The sequence below is a fragment of the Geothrix sp. genome (assembly GCF_020622065.1).
Classification (GTDB): Bacteria; Acidobacteriota; Holophagae; order Holophagales; family Holophagaceae; genus Geothrix.
This window is the reverse complement of sequence record NZ_JAHRYQ010000002.1, coordinates 395388-409990: the sequence shown is the minus strand read 5'-3', so window position 1 is coordinate 409990 and position 14603 is coordinate 395388. Positions and strand designations below refer to the sequence as shown.

The 14603-nt window shown below is 59.6% G+C and carries 14 protein-coding genes; 5 read left to right on the top strand and 9 right to left on the bottom strand.

What is annotated here, in order from left to right:
- Positions 1–207 precede the first annotated feature (207 nt).
- Positions 208–2046, top strand: a complete 1839-nt coding sequence (locus QZ647_RS11355; protein ID WP_291272266.1) for a S8 family peptidase — start codon at positions 208–210, stop codon at positions 2044–2046.
- 319 nt (positions 2047–2365) lie between these two features.
- Here the strand turns inward: QZ647_RS11355 and QZ647_RS11350 are convergent, their stop codons facing one another.
- Genes QZ647_RS11350 through QZ647_RS11335 form a run of 4 tightly spaced genes read right to left on the bottom strand, consistent with a single transcriptional unit; the run spans position 2366 to position 4411 of the window.
- Entirely contained in the window at positions 2366–2809 is a 444-nt protein-coding gene (locus QZ647_RS11350; RefSeq protein ID WP_291272265.1) for a CheR family methyltransferase, read from the bottom strand.
- Positions 2806–3021 carry a chemotaxis protein CheW gene (locus tag QZ647_RS11345; RefSeq protein WP_291272264.1) on the bottom strand — a complete coding sequence of 72 codons (216 nt, stop codon included), beginning with the start codon at positions 3019–3021 and terminating at the stop codon, positions 2806–2808. The genes QZ647_RS11350 and QZ647_RS11345 overlap by 4 nt, the downstream gene beginning before the upstream one ends.
- Positions 3021–3959, bottom strand: coding sequence for an ATP-binding protein (locus tag QZ647_RS11340; protein WP_291272263.1), 939 nt, complete (start codon positions 3957–3959; stop codon positions 3021–3023). The genes QZ647_RS11345 and QZ647_RS11340 overlap by 1 nt, the downstream gene beginning before the upstream one ends.
- 14 nt (positions 3960–3973) lie before the next feature.
- Positions 3974–4411, bottom strand: coding sequence for a hypothetical protein (locus QZ647_RS11335; RefSeq protein ID WP_291272262.1), 438 nt, complete (start codon positions 4409–4411; stop codon positions 3974–3976).
- Between QZ647_RS11335 and QZ647_RS11330 the strand changes: the two genes are divergently transcribed.
- Positions 4404–4631: a hypothetical protein gene (locus QZ647_RS11330; RefSeq protein ID WP_291272261.1), complete on the top strand. Its 228-nt coding sequence runs from the start codon at positions 4404–4406 to the stop codon at positions 4629–4631. The two genes, QZ647_RS11335 and QZ647_RS11330, sit on opposite strands and share 8 nt — an antisense overlap.
- A 447-nt stretch (positions 4632–5078) precedes the next feature.
- Here QZ647_RS11330 and QZ647_RS11325 read toward each other — a convergent pair whose 3' ends face one another.
- The 4 genes from QZ647_RS11325 to QZ647_RS11315 form a co-directional block, all read right to left on the bottom strand.
- Complete coding sequence (locus tag QZ647_RS11325; RefSeq protein ID WP_291272260.1) at positions 5079–5660, bottom strand: YdeI/OmpD-associated family protein; 582 nt, start codon at positions 5658–5660, stop codon at positions 5079–5081.
- Positions 5661–5781: 121 nt separating this feature from the next.
- Positions 5782–6174, bottom strand: a complete 393-nt coding sequence (locus QZ647_RS15620; protein ID WP_366526170.1) for a nuclear transport factor 2 family protein — start codon at positions 6172–6174, stop codon at positions 5782–5784.
- On the bottom strand, positions 6156–7391 hold the full coding sequence (locus QZ647_RS15615) for an IS110 family transposase (RefSeq protein WP_366526184.1): 1236 nt from the start codon (positions 7389–7391) through the stop codon (positions 6156–6158). The genes QZ647_RS15620 and QZ647_RS15615 overlap by 19 nt, the downstream gene beginning before the upstream one ends.
- Before the next feature lie 747 nt (positions 7392–8138).
- Positions 8139–8579, bottom strand: a complete 441-nt coding sequence (locus tag QZ647_RS11315; RefSeq protein ID WP_291272258.1) for a helix-turn-helix transcriptional regulator — start codon at positions 8577–8579, stop codon at positions 8139–8141.
- A 1947-nt stretch (positions 8580–10526) separates the two neighbouring features.
- Between QZ647_RS11315 and QZ647_RS11310 the strand changes: the two genes are divergently transcribed.
- On the top strand, positions 10527–11834 hold the full coding sequence (locus QZ647_RS11310; protein ID WP_291273033.1) for a Fic family protein: 1308 nt from the start codon (positions 10527–10529) through the stop codon (positions 11832–11834).
- A gap of 874 nt (positions 11835–12708) precedes the next feature.
- Here QZ647_RS11310 and QZ647_RS11305 read toward each other — a convergent pair.
- Positions 12709–13086: a hypothetical protein gene (locus QZ647_RS11305; protein WP_291272257.1), complete on the bottom strand. Its 378-nt coding sequence runs from the start codon at positions 13084–13086 to the stop codon at positions 12709–12711.
- 331 nt (positions 13087–13417) lie between these two features.
- On the opposite strand from QZ647_RS11305, the gene QZ647_RS11300 reads away from it, so the two are divergent.
- Complete coding sequence (locus QZ647_RS11300) at positions 13418–13717, top strand: hypothetical protein (RefSeq protein WP_291272256.1); 300 nt, start codon at positions 13418–13420, stop codon at positions 13715–13717.
- 630 nt (positions 13718–14347) lie between these two features.
- Entirely contained in the window at positions 14348–14494 is a 147-nt protein-coding gene (locus QZ647_RS11295; RefSeq protein WP_291272255.1) for a hypothetical protein, read from the top strand.
- The last annotated feature ends 109 nt before the right edge of the window (positions 14495–14603 follow it).

Here is a 14603-nt window from a genome sequence, read left to right as displayed (position 1 = left end):
TGCCCGAACGACATGGTTGTAGCTCGTATGGCCCTTCATCCAGCGTTCCTTGCAAAGTCGTATTTCCCGAAGGCGATGTTGGATGGAGCGGGCCTTGTATCCGTGGGCTCTCGAACTGTACGACTGCAACCTAGAAAGAAAGTCAGAAGCAAAGACCCTGTCGAAATGGAGACTACTGAGTTCTTCATCACAGGTAGACGACAGGCTATGCGCGCCTTTCCCGCCTTTGCAAATGGATTATCCGACGGAAGTCCCATCGCCCTTCAGTTCGCCGAGATCGAGAACTTTGTCCCACAGCTCCCGATGGAACGCCTGAGGGGTGATTACACTGACTCATCAAGGGTATTCGAGGTCGGTCTCCATCTTCTTCCTGACGCCGCAGAGGAGGAGCTTCGGGCTCACTTCATTGCCTACGCTCAGGAGTGTGGATTTAAGGTCAATGAAGAATTGATCTTCAATGCTGGTGGCATGGTGTTTCTGGCTGTTGAGGGTGAAGCAAAAGGAATCACAGAACTAGCCAAGTTCACAATGATACGGGTCCTTAGACCAATGCCTCGTCTTCGTGGGGTCCGCCCAGTGACAAGGGGGGCTCCGTTGGCTCTGACCTTTGCGCTTTCGGGCCTCGACCCAATATCTCGTGAACCTAAGGTGGCCATCCTTGATGGAGGGATGCCTCGGGAACATGTATTGGGGGGATATGTACGACGTTACTTCGAGGCAGACCCCAGTGCTCATGATGTTGATGATTACCTGCACCACGGTTTGGGCGTCACCTCGGCGTTTCTTTTTGGGCCAATCGAACCAGGAACAATTGCTCCCCGGCCGTACGCAGCCGTGGACCACCATAGGGTTCTTGACTCTCAGAGCGATGAAGAGGATCCCTACGAGCTGTTCCGGACCTTGGCCAATGTAGAAACCATTCTGCTATCACGGCAGTACCAGTTCATAAACCTTAGCCTGGGACCTGACCTGTCAATTGAGGATCACGAAGTTCATGCCTGGACCTCGGTGATTGATACCATCTTGAGCGATGGGGAGACCCTTATGTCCGTGGCTGTTGGCAACAATGGCCAGCATGATGACGCCACCGGGCTGAGCCGAATTCAGGTTCCTAGCGACTGCGTGAACGCACTTTCCGTTGGGGCAGCTGATCAGCGTGGAACAATGTGGACCCGAGCTTCATATAGCGCCAAGGGGCCTGGCCGAAGCCCTGGTCGTCGGAAACCAGACCTCCTCGCTTTTGGTGGATCTCCCAGGGATTACTTCCATGTTGCGGGTCCAGGCCTCCGTCCAGAAGCTAGCGCCACACTCGGCACTAGCTTTGCGGCTCCTTTGGCGCTGCGCTCTGCGGTTGGCGTTCGGGCGATTTTGGGGGACGAGGTATACCCTCTCACCACAAAGGCCCTGCTGATCCACGGGTGCGATTCCCGGCCAACAGACGATCCGGATGAAATCGGTTGGGGCCGCGCACCGGAAGACATCAACCAGCTCATCACTTGTTCAGATGGGGTTGCCCGAATCATCTATCAAGGTGAACTGCGTCCGGGGAAATACCTCAGGGCTCGTGTTCCTCTCCCGAAAGATCCATTGACGGGAAAGGTCAACCTCCGTGCGACATTCTGTTATGCCAGTCCGATAGATCCCGAAGATGCAGCGGCCTATACGAAGGCGGGTCTTGAGATCACCTTCAGGCCGCACAAAGAAAAGAAAAAGCCTGGAGCGGTCGAGGCAACTTCCCAGACATTCTTTCCAATGGCCGAATTCCGAACTGAAGCCGAGCTAAGAACGGATCTTGGGAAATGGGAGACAGTTCTCCATGCCCAGTCCAACTTTTATGGCGCAAGCCTCTACGAACCAGTATTCGATGTTCATTACAACGCTAGGGACGGCGGGGGGCTTGCCGGAGCGGGAGCGCAAAGAATCCGATATGCACTCGTATTGACCGTGACCGCACCAAAGCACCCGAATCTTCACCAAGAAATTCTTGATGCCCATACCGTGCTCCAGGCTCTCGCGCCGCAGATTGCTCTGCCCATCCGTTTATAGGCCTATGCGCAATCCTTCTCGAAGGAAATGTGAAAGGTTTCGACGGAAGCGGACGCAAACATCCTTTGATGCGTGCATCCGCTTAGTCTGCGAATCGATTTATAACTATGTACCGAGGAGGGTCGCGGGTCTGGGCGAAGACACATTGAGGTGCCAATTTGGTACCTCAATGTCGAACGCCGTAGGAATGGAACGGCCTGTAAGAGTGCAGATCGTGGCTGCCGGTACGCAAGTCTAAACTGTTGCAAGTTTGATGGTTAAGTGATTACATCCAAATGAGTGAATGCTGCTTGCTCCACTTCTACAATCACCACAGGTCTCATTCGTCCCTAGGCGGAACGGTGCCGAAGGCCTTCAGCAGGGTCATGGCCAGGGTGTAGGGCTCCTCTCCCGTGGAGCAGCCCGCGCTCCAGAGGCGGAGGCGGGACGGAAGCCCGCGGACCTGCAGCAGCTCAACCAGCCGAGTGAAGTGGTGGCCCTCGCGGAAGAAGCTCGTGAGGTTGGTGGTGAGGACGTTGATGAACTCGGCCCACTCGTCAGACTCGGGGTCGGCCGCCTGGGCCAGGTATACCTCGTAGTCCGTCAGTCCCAGGGCGCCGAGCCTCTTGGCCAGCCGCGACTGGACCATGGCCAGATTGTGGGGGGCCAGGGCGATGACCGCATGGTCGTGCGGGGGCGCGCGGAGGGGCCGGAAGATCGCTGTGGATAGGGGAGGGGGATCCAGGACCAGGGGCCCTCGCTCCGTTCGGGGCCGGAGAGTCATACCCTGACCGCAGCCTCGCCAGCCTCCAGGCGCAGGAGACCTGGCACATCGAGGATGAGGGCAACGCGCCCGTCGCCCAGGATGGTGGCGCCCGAGACGCCCTCCACGCGCCGGTAGTGGGTCTCGAGGCTCTTGATGACCACCTGCTGCTGGCCCAGCAGCTCGTCCACCGCCATGGCGGCCCGGCGACCCTCGGATTCCACCAGCACCATCAGGGTCCGGCCCGAGCTCTCTTCGCGCGCCTCCCCCTCCCCAGCAGCTTCCACAGCCGCACCACGGGGATGTACTCGCCCCGAAGGCTGATCACCTCGCGGTCCCCCTTCACAGTCTGCACATCGCCGGCCTGTCTCAGGAAGCTCTCTAGCACCGAGGCCAGGGGAAAAACGAAGGTCTCCATGCCCACCCGGACCGTGAGCCCGTCAAGAATAGCCAGGGTGAGGGGCAGCACTAGGCGAATAGTGGTGCCCCGGCCCGGGACGCTCTCCACCTCGATGCGACCGCCCAGGGCCCGCACATTCTGGCGGACCATGTCCACGCCCACGCCCACGCCCCGGGCCACCGCCTTGGCGAGGATGCGCTCGCGGTCCAGGCCTCGGCCGTCGTCCCGTACCTCGATGTGAATGTGGCCGCCGCGGCTGGAGGCGCGCAGCAGGATGGTGCCCTCCTGGAGGGCCTTACCCGTGGTCGCTCGGGCCGCGCGGTCCTCCATCCCGTGGTCCACGGCGTTGCGCACCAGGTGCGTCAGGGATTCCACGAGCATCTCGATGAAGGTTTTGTCCAGTTCGGTGGATTGCCCCTCCATCACCAGCTCCACATCCTTGCACAGCTGTCTGCCCAGTTCGTGGACGAGGCGCGGGAAGCGGGAGAACACCATCTCCGCTGGGACCATGCGGATGCCCATGACCCACTCCTGGAGCTCCCGAGTCTGCCGGTCCAGCTGCAGTAGGGCCGCGGCCAGCTGCTCCTCGCCCAGCTTGGTGTGGGAGGCCTGCGAGGCCTGGGAGAGCATGGCCTGAGTAATGACGAGCTCGCCCACCAGGTTCACCAGACTGTCGATCTTTTCGGTGGCCACACGCACGGTGGAGGCCTCAGCCTGGTGGTGCTTCTTTTGCTGCTGGTCCAGGGCGCGCTCCACCGTCTCGGGCCTCACCTTGTCGGCCTCAACTAGGAGGGTGCCCAGGGGCTTCTGTCGGGCCAGAGCTTCGCGGATGTCCCGGGGGCTAACGCCAGCCTCGACCTGGAGCAGCTCGCCCAGGGGAGGATGGCGTCTTCGGGCGGAAGGGGTCGGAGGCTGAAGTTGTCCCCCTCGGCCACGAACTCGAAGACCTCCTCCACGGTGGCGAGGGGCTCGGCGGTCTCCAGCCGCAAGTCCCAGGCCAGGTGGCAGTCCTCGGGATCGAGCTTCCCGAGGTCCGGCAGGCACGAAGTGTCCAGCCATGTGCGGAGGGAGCCGAGCCGGGCCAGGTCGCGGAAGAGCCGCTCCAGGTTCACGCCGCGCCGGAAGGCGTCCACCGGGGCTTCAAAGCGCAGCGCGAAGCCAATGCCGCCCTGGGGCCTGGTGGCAGTCGCCGGGGCCGACCTGGTGATCCTCGACATGAACATGCCCGGCCTCAGTGGGGCCGAGACGCTGCCGCGCATCCTGGCCCTCCGGCCGGGCCAGCCGGTGCTGATGGCAAGCGGATACAGCGAGAGCGACCTAGAGGGCATCCTGGCCTCCCACCCAACCGTGCACAGCCTCAATAAGCCCTTCACCTTGGGGGAGCTCACGAAGAAGATCGCCGGCATGATGCCGCCCGCCGTCGGAGAAGCCAGCAGGTCCTAGGCTTGCCACATCTCCTCGCAGCGCCCGTTTCTCGGGCCAGGGAAGGGGCTGGGTGAGCATCACCTGGTAGTAGCTAGTCCCTCACTTTCGGGTGTACCGGATACCCACAAAGTTCCTCAAATCCTTGCTGAACCTATACCTTGGAATTTTTCAGGGCCGGCTGATTTACGGGGAGAACGTCAATGCCATTGATCTGAAATGAAGGTTGGATCGATCCTCTGAGCCCGGAAAAGCCATGGTTCGCGCTTTAAAATGGACTCGAAGTCGCTATTGAACGCAATGTGGTGATTTAGATCTCAAGATTGCAGGTTCGATTTGGCGGCGAACCGAACCAACCACGATCTGAAGTTGGGTAAAGACTATTCGAATGAGCGTATGGAGATCGGATGATAGAGGCTGGTGAGCCTGGGTTAAGAGCGAGGTCAGGCCAAAAGGGGTTCGCGTCATTCATTTCCTAACCTCACCTGGGCCGAGGCCCAGGCGCTTGTTTTCAACAAGAAGCGAAATCGCCTCTGTGACTCGTTTGTTTCGTGTCTCCTCGCGCTTGGCAGACAAAATCCAGCCAACATACCGGCGCTGATACGACCCCGGAAGGGATGTGAAGTTTCTCCAGGCGGTTGCATTAGCTTGAATTGCCATTGTCAGCCAAGCGGGTATCCCTGAGTCGAGCTGCTGAGTGGGATTTGCGCTGGCCGGTGAAGCGGATTTGGAAGCAAGGCCCGCAGGTGTCATGAGGCCTTTAGCCTCCAATGCCGCGGCGAGCGCCTTGTTTGTTTCAGACCAACGAGAAGACTTGGTTCTTGGTGAGAAACGCTGAGCGTATCGAAGGTCATCAATCCGTTGCCGAACTCCGTCGATCCAGCCAAAGCACAGCGCCTCTTCGAGAGCTTCTTGATATGTGATCGCAGCTTGCTTGGTGTGCTTCTTAAGGAAAATGAGCCAAATCTCTTTGGCCTGACTGTGGTTGAGATCAAGCCAATTGCGCCATTCCTGACGGGTCTTTGGTTCAACTGAATCCGTAATGATCATGATTTGGCCTAACGGAAGAGCTAACCGGCGCCACCAAATGGGAGTTGAGGTCGGGGCAGGAATTCGACGGATTTGCGAAGAGGAAGCCTCGCTGAGGCAGTGTCCAAGATTGAGGGTCGAGTTAGACGAGTGTTGGCTTCGTTGGGGACCAATGAGTTTGAATGATTTGCCATTCCTTTGCTGTTCGACGGTACACCTCTGTGCAATTCCATCTGTGTTCTGTGTCACTTGCATCACACGAGACGAAATTGAATGTAAGCACTGCGGCGTCTCCAGCAATCTGAACTAATGGATTCCGTAGCTCGAATCGCTTGGCTTTAACTTTTCCCCTAATCGGTTCGTAATATCTGGTCAAGGCTTCCAAGCCGTCGAGCCGGCACTCCAACATCGGATCAAAATAGACGACATCAGGTGCGGAGATTTCGATGAATCCTGATGGATCACCGTCGCACCACCGCCGCAGGGCGTCGCTTTCCAACCTGATTATTTCGGTTTCTACCGTCTGTTTTGACATGTCACCTCCTGTTTCTGGCTGGGCACGGTGAATTCTTGCCTAATGATGTGGTGTGTTTGAAAGCAAGGGTACCGGAAGCTTTTCCTGCGCGGGCAAATGATCGCACGGGCACGGCACGGGCCAAGGGCGCAAGGGTTGCACCGCCAGACTGCGGCACACCCCTTGCGACCCCGCGGAGCTTTGTCCCGTGCCGTGTCCGTGCTGGTTGGCTCCGCTGTGCAGGAATAGCAGGGAGTCAGGCTGGCTGGGGGGAATAGGGTTCGTCCTGGATCGGGACGGCCCGCATGACGAGGACCAGTTTCTTCATGAGGGCGCCGAGGGCGGATTTCTTGGGCTTCCCCTGGTCCACCAGATGCCGGTAGAAGTCCCCGAGAGGCGTGGCGTGTGCGACTGGCTGCGACGGCGGCCATGTAGAGGACTGTCCGGGCGTGGGCGCCTCCGATCCGGCACATGCGGGTGCGGCCTCGGACGCTGCTGCCCGAGTCGTAGCGGCGCGGGGAGACGCCGACGAAGGCGGCCAATTGCCGTCCGCGCCGGAAGGCTCGGAGGTCTCCCGCTTCCCCCAGCAGCGTGACCGCAGTGATCCTGCCGACCCCGGGAATGGTCGTGAGCAGGGCCACCGCATGACCCAGGTCGGCAACCAGGCGGAGCTGGCGATCAATGGCCCTGTCCAGGGCCTCGACCTGGCCCTGGAGCACCTGCAGGACCTTCTGCTGGGCCTTCCCTGCAGGACTGCCGATCCTCACGAGGGTGTCGTCCAGCCGGAGGCGGATCGTGATCTGGAGGCGGATCGTGATCTGGAGGCGGACCAGCTTGGCTCGGGTTCGGATCAAGTCTCTCAATTCGACCCGCTCGGCGGTCATGGGCATCCAGGCCTCTGGGGCCCGCTCCTGGCCATAGCGGGCGAGCATGCGGGCATCCAGGCGATCGGTCTTGTTGCGCAGGGCCAGCGAACGCCCGAAGGCCTTCACCAGGGAGGGATTGACGATGGCGATCCGGCTGCCGGGCAGATCCCGCTGGAGCCACCGGGCGAGCTCCTGGGAATAGCAGCCGGTGGCCTCCATGACCACGCCGACCGCATCGCCACCATGGGCCAGGGCCCAGGTTCGGAAGGCCTGGACGCCTTCCTCCGTGCGAGGAAAGGCTGCCGTGGCCATCCTCTGGAAGTCCTGGTGGCCCCAGAGGGCGGCATCGAAGGTGGCCTTGGAGACATCCATCCCGATCCAGAGCAGGGTTGAGGGAGAAGGTATGAGCATGGGGCCTCCCGTGACGGGATGGCTTGCCTACACTTGGGGTGTGCGCACCCAGGCCACTATTGCGAATACGGGCATGTCCCGAAGTGGTGTCCGGCCATACGGGTGCTGCACGAAAAGAGGGGCGGGAGTGGCATCGTTAACGGCCACAAGCAGTCGGGCCACCGAAGTTACCATCACCGCCCCTCCCCTTTGGGTGCAGAACGCCATCTCAAACCCTGAGCCTAGACTTGCTCAGGTACGGAGAAACATACAAAGAAGCTAACCGGCCCAGCCGCGGCTGAAACGATTGGCAGAGAACGGGTGAAGGAATCACCAGGATGTCAGGACCGAGCCGCTTGCGGCTGGGTCCGAGTTGAGCGCGATGTTAGGCCGAGACGCTGGGGTAGCCAATGCATGAACCGAGGCGACCGGATTACAGCGCACTGATTGAAAAGAACGAGACCGAGCCTGCCACCATGAACGCACGCCGGCCACGAAACCCGAAATAGAACGGCCGAACGGGCGAATTGGCAACCTGAACGGGACGCAAACGGACCTGTTTTTCGAGGCCTGACTATTAATTATGCGAACTCGTTCGATGGGATGAGGTTCACATATGTGGGTGCTTTGAGTTACTAATTGCTGATACCAAGTGTACTAGTGCTGGGCCTGGTGGTTAGGGCATGCCGGATGAGAAGGCGATAACCACACCGGTGCGGCCGACCCAAATCATTCACGGGGTGGCTCAGCGAGCTTGGCTGCGATCTGCCTCTTCCCCATGCCCCGGAGGGCGGCAATGGCTTCCAGCTGGCGAGCCTGTGGCCGGGACTTGCCAGACTCCCAGTTGTAGACAGTCTGGGCGGATACTCCAAGAACCACCCCTATCTCTGCGGCAGACAATCCGAGTTTCTGCCTCTTGGCCGCGAGGCCCTTGGCGCTGAAGCGGAAGGTCGGTTTCCCGCCAGAGGCCTCTGCCTGAGAGGCATCGTGTCCAGCTTTCTTCTCGGCCCGAGCACGCATCTTTTCTAGGGCCTCCATACATCGCTTCAAGGCCGCGATTTCGGACCGGTAATGGGCAGATGCCTTCTTCAGGCCCTCCACTTCCTGGCGGACTTCCTTCCGGGCCAGGCGAAGGATCTCAGCTTTTAGGGAAGACGCGAAATTGGACATTGGGGCTCCAGGTGTTGTGAGTAAAGCGTTTGATGTTGTATGTGAAGCTCGGAATGCCTGACCTTGGCTTTGATATTAAGGTGGATCCAAGCATTGCAAGCTTAAACTTGGACTTCGACACGGGATGTGGCAAAGGTTAAACGCCCGAAGGTACATGCTGCTATTCCATGGGCGGGGGGAAGAAATTTCGACCCTCCCACTGCTTAACGCTGGGAGGGGTTCGGTGGATCATTGCCTTCATGCCATTAAGACTAATTTTATATTTATTTATAACAAACAGAGGTGCGGTGTCTACTCTCTTGGGAAACCAACTCCTGGCCTGGCGTGTCGAGATCGCCGTGGCAGGGGGCTATCTCCAGGCGTTCTACCGGCCATTGGACCGAAAGCAATGGGATCGAGCTGAACGGGTAACTCGGAAGGCTTGCGAGATGATCACTCGGAATCATCCGGAATGCCTCGTCTTGGTCAGGGAAGGCATCGCCGAGCTTCAGTCACATGGGGCTGTAGACGACTGCCTAGCCGAGCAGGATGCATGGAGAAGGGTCATTCAGGCCATGATGTGCCTGGCGAGCCTTTTCGGCATGGTCGAGACCACGAAGCGATCTGTCACAGGACTTCAGGGCTTGCGCACTGACACGACTCGAAGCCTGGGGACGGCGCTCCAGGCATCTCGAACAGCATTCCCAGAAGGAACCCTTAAGGTGCTTGCAGGGCAGGCTCTGGAGGACGCTCTACTGGCGACCGAGCGGATCCTGGCAGAGGATCTTCGCGAATCTGGGACCTCGCAGGAAATGGAACCTGATCTGCTTGCCCGCGCTGCGAGGGACAGTTGTGAACCGGTCCTTAGACAGTTTCTGGAAACACACCTGGATTCCGGGGTGTAGTCAGATTCCGGGAATGGCCGCTGAACTTGCTTCATTGGTCGAGGATTAGGCTTCGGGGCCTGATTGAAGCCGTATTTTGTCGGGGCAGGGGGGCCAGCCGTGTCTGCCTGAGGAGGGGCGATCTCAGGTGTGGGGCCGGTTCATTGGCTATGCGATTTGGGCGCCTTGGGGAGGGGCTCCACTATCTTCCGGCGGCTCTTGTCCTCCCGGGGCTACGGAATCCGTTGCCCCCCCATGTACGTCTGTAGTCGGCCCTGAAAAACCCATCGAGCCAGATCAGACGGATATGGGAAGCGTTCTGGGCCCGGCCTGATGTTCGAGGGAGGCGATCAGGGCGCTGATGGCCCGCCTCTACCAGCCGCCGAAGGTCAGCCTTCCTGGACAGGCGACCACCCTTCGCGGTTCGTGGAACGGGAAGTCGCGCGTGTGTGGCCGTGGGGCGTCGGCGGTCGATCGGCCCTAGGAGCAGCGGAAAGCCCGAATTTCACTTTGGCAGCCACCATCACTTCTTCTACAAGCCGGTAGTCCCGAAGGAATTCCCGCGCGAGAGTTTCATCCCACCGGCATCGGCTTCCGACATAGTGCACATGCGGTGTCGGCACTTCCGCGTCTGAATGGCCGATACAGACCCAGGCGTCCCAGCCAAACCGTTCGGCCAATTGTTCGCCAACTCGCCTCCGGTCGCTCCCCGCTGCGCTCGTCCGGCAGGGGGTATGGCCCCCGCCGGGCGGCTGAGCGTGGGGCAGGTGCTCCTACGCAGCTCCGGTTCTCCCCCCTACCCGAAAGGGCTTCTTCTGGGGCCGAAAGTCAATCAGATGCTATTTGCTACGAGCGCCCTCTTCTATGTCTGGATGTCCTTCGGAGAACGATTGAGCCATGGTGTAATTGATTCAAAAGATTGTATTTGCGACAAATAATAACAAATTCTGAAAATGGTTGCCCCGTCATAGGGTTATCTCGGATGATACGATTGCAAGAGCTAACCGCATCACAAACAGACATGATTATGAACCTCTGCTGATTGCGGGACCTGGTCATTCAAGTCCCCGCCCCCTTGCGCGTGATGCGATTAGCATTCACAATTACATCATATGGAGATGTGATTGCTGTGAAGCGCACGCGCCAATCATATTCAAAGCATGTTGGAGCCCGCCCCTCGGGGGAGGGACTGGATCCAACCCTCTCGGATTCCCCATCGCCGAAGGCTCTCCGTCGCGCCCACGGCATTCTTATCTCCGAGGAACAGATCCAGGATCGGTGGATCTGGCAGCACTCGGACTGGCCTGCCTTCACCTGGCAGTGGGATCAGCTGGTGGGACCGCTCGGAATGGCGAACCAGGCTCTGGGGCGCCTCCAGATGGCCAGTCGCGTCCTATCTCCGAAGGCTCTCCAAGAAGTGCTGGTCGAAATCCTCACGCTGGAGGGAGTGAGTACCAGCGCCATAGAGGGAGAAAAGATCAATCCAGCCTCCATGGCTGCCTCCGTCGCCCGTCACCTTGGCCTCCTAGTGGATGGCACCGCACCCATTGATCGGCAGGCGGAGGGGGTGAGTGCTGTTCTCTCGGATGCTATGCAGCATCCAAACACCCCGCTCACCTTGGACCGCCTCTGCCGCTGGCATCGGGCTCTCTTTCCTGAGAGCCGCCCGGGTGTTGCCGTCGGGATGCTTCGGCCAGGACAGGTCCATGTGGAGACCCGCGTATCAGAAGAAGAATCTCTTGTTCACTTCATGGCCGTGCCACGAGCCCAGCTGGAACCAGAACTTGATCGATTCCTCGAGTGGTTCAACTCAGGTTCATCCATGGATGGGCTGGTGCGCGCCGGCATGGCTCATCTCTGGTTCGTCACCATCCATCCTTTTGATGATGGCAACGGCCGAATCACCCGAGCACTCACGGACCTGGCTCTCACTCAGGCGCACAACACCAACCCCATCGTTCGAATGTCCACGAGGATCCTCCAGGTTCGCCTGGATTACTACGCGGCTCTAGAATCGGCCCAGGCTTTTCGCCACGACCTAGACATTACGCCCTGGCTGCACTGGTTCCTCACCCAAGTTGCTGAGGCCTGCACTCAGCCTGAGCAGATAATCCGACGCTCACTCGCAAAGGGCACCTTCTGGGCCCGCAACAACGACAAGCAGATCAACGATCGCCAGCGAAAGATCCTCAACCGGCTCCTGGATGCAGGGCCTGGCGGCTTTGAGGGAGGCATGACGACCCGCAAATACGTCTCTATGGCGGATTGCAGCCCTATCACCGCTTCCCGCGATCTTGCAGATCTTGCCGCCAGCGGGTGTCTTATCGCCGCTGGGGCTGGGCGTAGTACGCACTATGTCATTCCTTGGGATACCCTGCTTGCTCCGAAATAGCTCGGTCATTGCTGGATTAGACTATCCCGTGGGGACCGAGGGACTCCCGAGCAGTCAGTAGAAGTTACAGGTTCTGATGCCTCAATGGCGTGCGTCGTGTGTGCCCAAGGACTGCCGCACCAACATCCATAACGAGCTCGATCTCAGATTCCGATAGGCGGGAAGCGAACCACAAGAGCCTTTCGACAGCCCGATCCCTCGGGCTGTCCGACTTCTGGAGTCGGAAGAGTTCATGCCGTTCCAAGTCGAGTACCTCAGACAGATGGGCAACCAATCGTAACGAGACCGCCCTCCGACCCCTTTCGATCCGGCAGATCGTCTCGGGTTGTATGTTGGCCTTTCGGCCAGCTCAGACTGGGTGAGACCGATGGCTTTGCGATGCCTGGCGATTCTTTGTCTCAGTTTTTCTTCAAAGCTTTTCATCCAAGGTGACTTTATCAAGGCGATCTGGCCGACCCGGCAGGTCAGATTCCGCGTGGACTTGACCTATCAGGTCATGAAATCGCAGCCAAATTGACCTACTAGGTCATGGTCAATCACCGAGGATGCCATTAGGGTCATCTGCCAAGGCTCTGGGTTGAGGAGCCGAAGTCGCAGCGAGGAGAGGCAGGGTGCAGCATGGCCGAGGACCTGATTCAGGCATGAGCGGCCAAGGCCACCGGGGTAATGCCCAGGAGCTCCAGGAACTCAGCCTGAAGAATTTCGCCTGGATGGGTGGGGGTGCGATGGGTTGGGATCATGATGGCACCGGGTTCGTGGCAGTCGACGAGGCGGACGCGCACCCCTGGACCCTCATGTTGGAAGGTGTGTCCCCAGTGTGGCGCCCCGGGAGGCCCACCCGCAGGTGTTTCCAGAGGGGAAACCGCCCTCAGCCTCAGGGTCGGGACCGGGTCTCGGAGCTCCGAGGGCTCGCGGGCCCCCAAATGAACGACAGCAGGCTCGGCCTGATCGCCCGACTCCATTTCTCCCGAAGGAATCTCCCAACATCCACACCACTTTCCTCGGGACGGCGGACCTCAATCCAGGCCTGCTCGGCCACCCCTGCGGCCGCACAAATCACGCCATCGGAGAGCTGATCCAAGTCTTGTTCCACCATGTCGCCGGGGAAAGCCGTGGTGAACCCCAGGAGGGCCTGTTTCAGCTCTTGATCCAGGTGGCGGTGCAGGGGAGAGGCCTTGGAGGAACCTTCTACACCGAGGGCGACGAGCATCGTCAGACCCAGAAGCGCCTCGATCAGGGCCCGCCAGGCCATCCGTTCGCCTTCATGGCCAGGCTTGCCAACCCAGGGCCCAGGAGCTCCTGAAACGGGGGGGCGCCGCGCTCGGCACCGCTCCCGCGCGAAGGTCCCGGCCTCGAGCGCTCGATCCCTCTGAAGGGGATCCTTCAGCTCCAGGTACAGCCGCCCCAGATACCCCGAGGCGGACGAGGCCTGCTGGAGCCAGGTCGTCATCGTTGGGTTCGCGGGTGGGTGCGGCTTCATAGGGTCTTTGTGCTTTAGGGGTTGGGAGTCTCGCAACCCGGTCCCGAGTCGCGAGGCTGATAGACTGAAGCCGCCGATTTACCACAGAAAACAAGGAGATTCGATGAATCCCTCACTCGACTGGAAGCGGTTCCAGTTCATCACCATCGCACAGACCGTCATCCTCAACAACGCGATCAACCTGTCCCTGAACGAGGATGCCAAGGAACACCGGCACATCTTCTCGGCCACGGGAACCATCATCCTCATGGACCAGCTGTTTCACGCGGCGGAGAACATCCCCAGCGATCTGACAGCTTTTGAGGCCGCTCACGCGTTCTGCACCTATTTCCTGGAGAACCTCCGAGAGACCGAGATCCAGGCAGGGGCAACCGTTGACCTGCCCTATTGGTGTGCGCGGTAGGTCCGATCCGCAGGTGTTTTCAGACTGAAAACACCTCACAGCCCCAGGGGCGGCACCAGGTCCCGCAGCTCCGAGAGCTCGAAGTGGTCGGCGTAGCGCTGGGTGGTGGCTACGGAGGCGTGGCCCAGCAGCTTGGACAGGCCCACGATCTGACCAGCTCAATCGCAAAATCCCCGTTGGCCCGGCTTAGTCTGCGTGATCGCGATATGGCATATTGCCACCGCAAGACCTGTCCGCTGGGCCCGACCGATAGCTCCTCCTAGCGCTTCTCGCGGCTAACTGATATGGCTTTATCCTCCCCGAGAATCTCCAATTAGAAATGAGCCTTGAACTCCTGGAGGCTCCATCTGGGGGTAATGGACGGTGGGTGAGCCAAAGGTTCTGCGCTATATGTTGTATTTGTACGTCTTGAAATCTCCATACACGATCGGACAGGTTATGGTTCCAAGGCCGAGGCATCCGGCGCGATTTCACCCCCGAAAAGAGGCTGAAATCGCGCCTCATCGGACAGGATATGGTTCCTGAACCGGACACTTTATCGTTCACGACACACCGCACCAGGAGCTCATCACGCGGGACGACGCCCGCCGAAAAATTCTGTAGGTGGTAACTCAAGGCATGGAGCTGCTCATGCCGACCCCCTTTGCCTCCCTGCTTGCGCTCGTCCTCCTCGCGGGCGGCCTCGGATGGTACGCCCTCCGGAAGAATTACAACCTGAAGCTCGCCATCAAGGGCTGGTTCGTCTTTGAGGCGAACCGCCCGCGGCGTCCTGGATGATTCGTCCCAAAGGTCGGTGCGCTTCAGGCATGCTGCTTTCGATCGGAGGCGCGATGAGAAATCCGAAACTGGAGAAGGAACGGGGAGAGCTCGCGAGGCGGCTCTCCAC

Coding starts and splice junctions, on each gene's coding strand:
- QZ647_RS11335 (WP_291272262.1), bottom strand. CDS start 4,411: ATGTTCATGTCGAGGATCACCAGGTCGGCCCCGGCGACTGCCACCAGG.
- QZ647_RS11350 (WP_291272265.1), bottom strand. CDS start 2,809: ATGACTCTCCGGCCCCGAACGGAGCGAGGGCCCCTGGTCCTGGATCCC.
- QZ647_RS11330 (WP_291272261.1), top strand. CDS start 4,404: ATGAACATGCCCGGCCTCAGTGGGGCCGAGACGCTGCCGCGCATCCTG.
- QZ647_RS11345 (WP_291272264.1), bottom strand. CDS start 3,021: ATGGTGCTGGTGGAATCCGAGGGTCGCCGGGCCGCCATGGCGGTGGAC.
- QZ647_RS11295 (WP_291272255.1), top strand. CDS start 14,348: ATGCCGACCCCCTTTGCCTCCCTGCTTGCGCTCGTCCTCCTCGCGGGC.
- QZ647_RS11300 (WP_291272256.1), top strand. CDS start 13,418: ATGAATCCCTCACTCGACTGGAAGCGGTTCCAGTTCATCACCATCGCA.
- QZ647_RS11305 (WP_291272257.1), bottom strand. CDS start 13,086: ATGGCCTGGCGGGCCCTGATCGAGGCGCTTCTGGGTCTGACGATGCTC.
- QZ647_RS11355 (WP_291272266.1), top strand. CDS start 208: ATGCGCGCCTTTCCCGCCTTTGCAAATGGATTATCCGACGGAAGTCCC.
- QZ647_RS11315 (WP_291272258.1), bottom strand. CDS start 8,579: ATGTCCAATTTCGCGTCTTCCCTAAAAGCTGAGATCCTTCGCCTGGCC.
- QZ647_RS15620 (WP_366526170.1), bottom strand. CDS start 6,174: ATGTCAAAACAGACGGTAGAAACCGAAATAATCAGGTTGGAAAGCGAC.
- QZ647_RS15615 (WP_366526184.1), bottom strand. CDS start 7,391: ATGGATGTCTCCAAGGCCACCTTCGATGCCGCCCTCTGGGGCCACCAG.
- QZ647_RS11325 (WP_291272260.1), bottom strand. CDS start 5,660: ATGATCATTACGGATTCAGTTGAACCAAAGACCCGTCAGGAATGGCGC.
- QZ647_RS11310 (WP_291273033.1), top strand. CDS start 10,527: ATGCGATTAGCATTCACAATTACATCATATGGAGATGTGATTGCTGTG.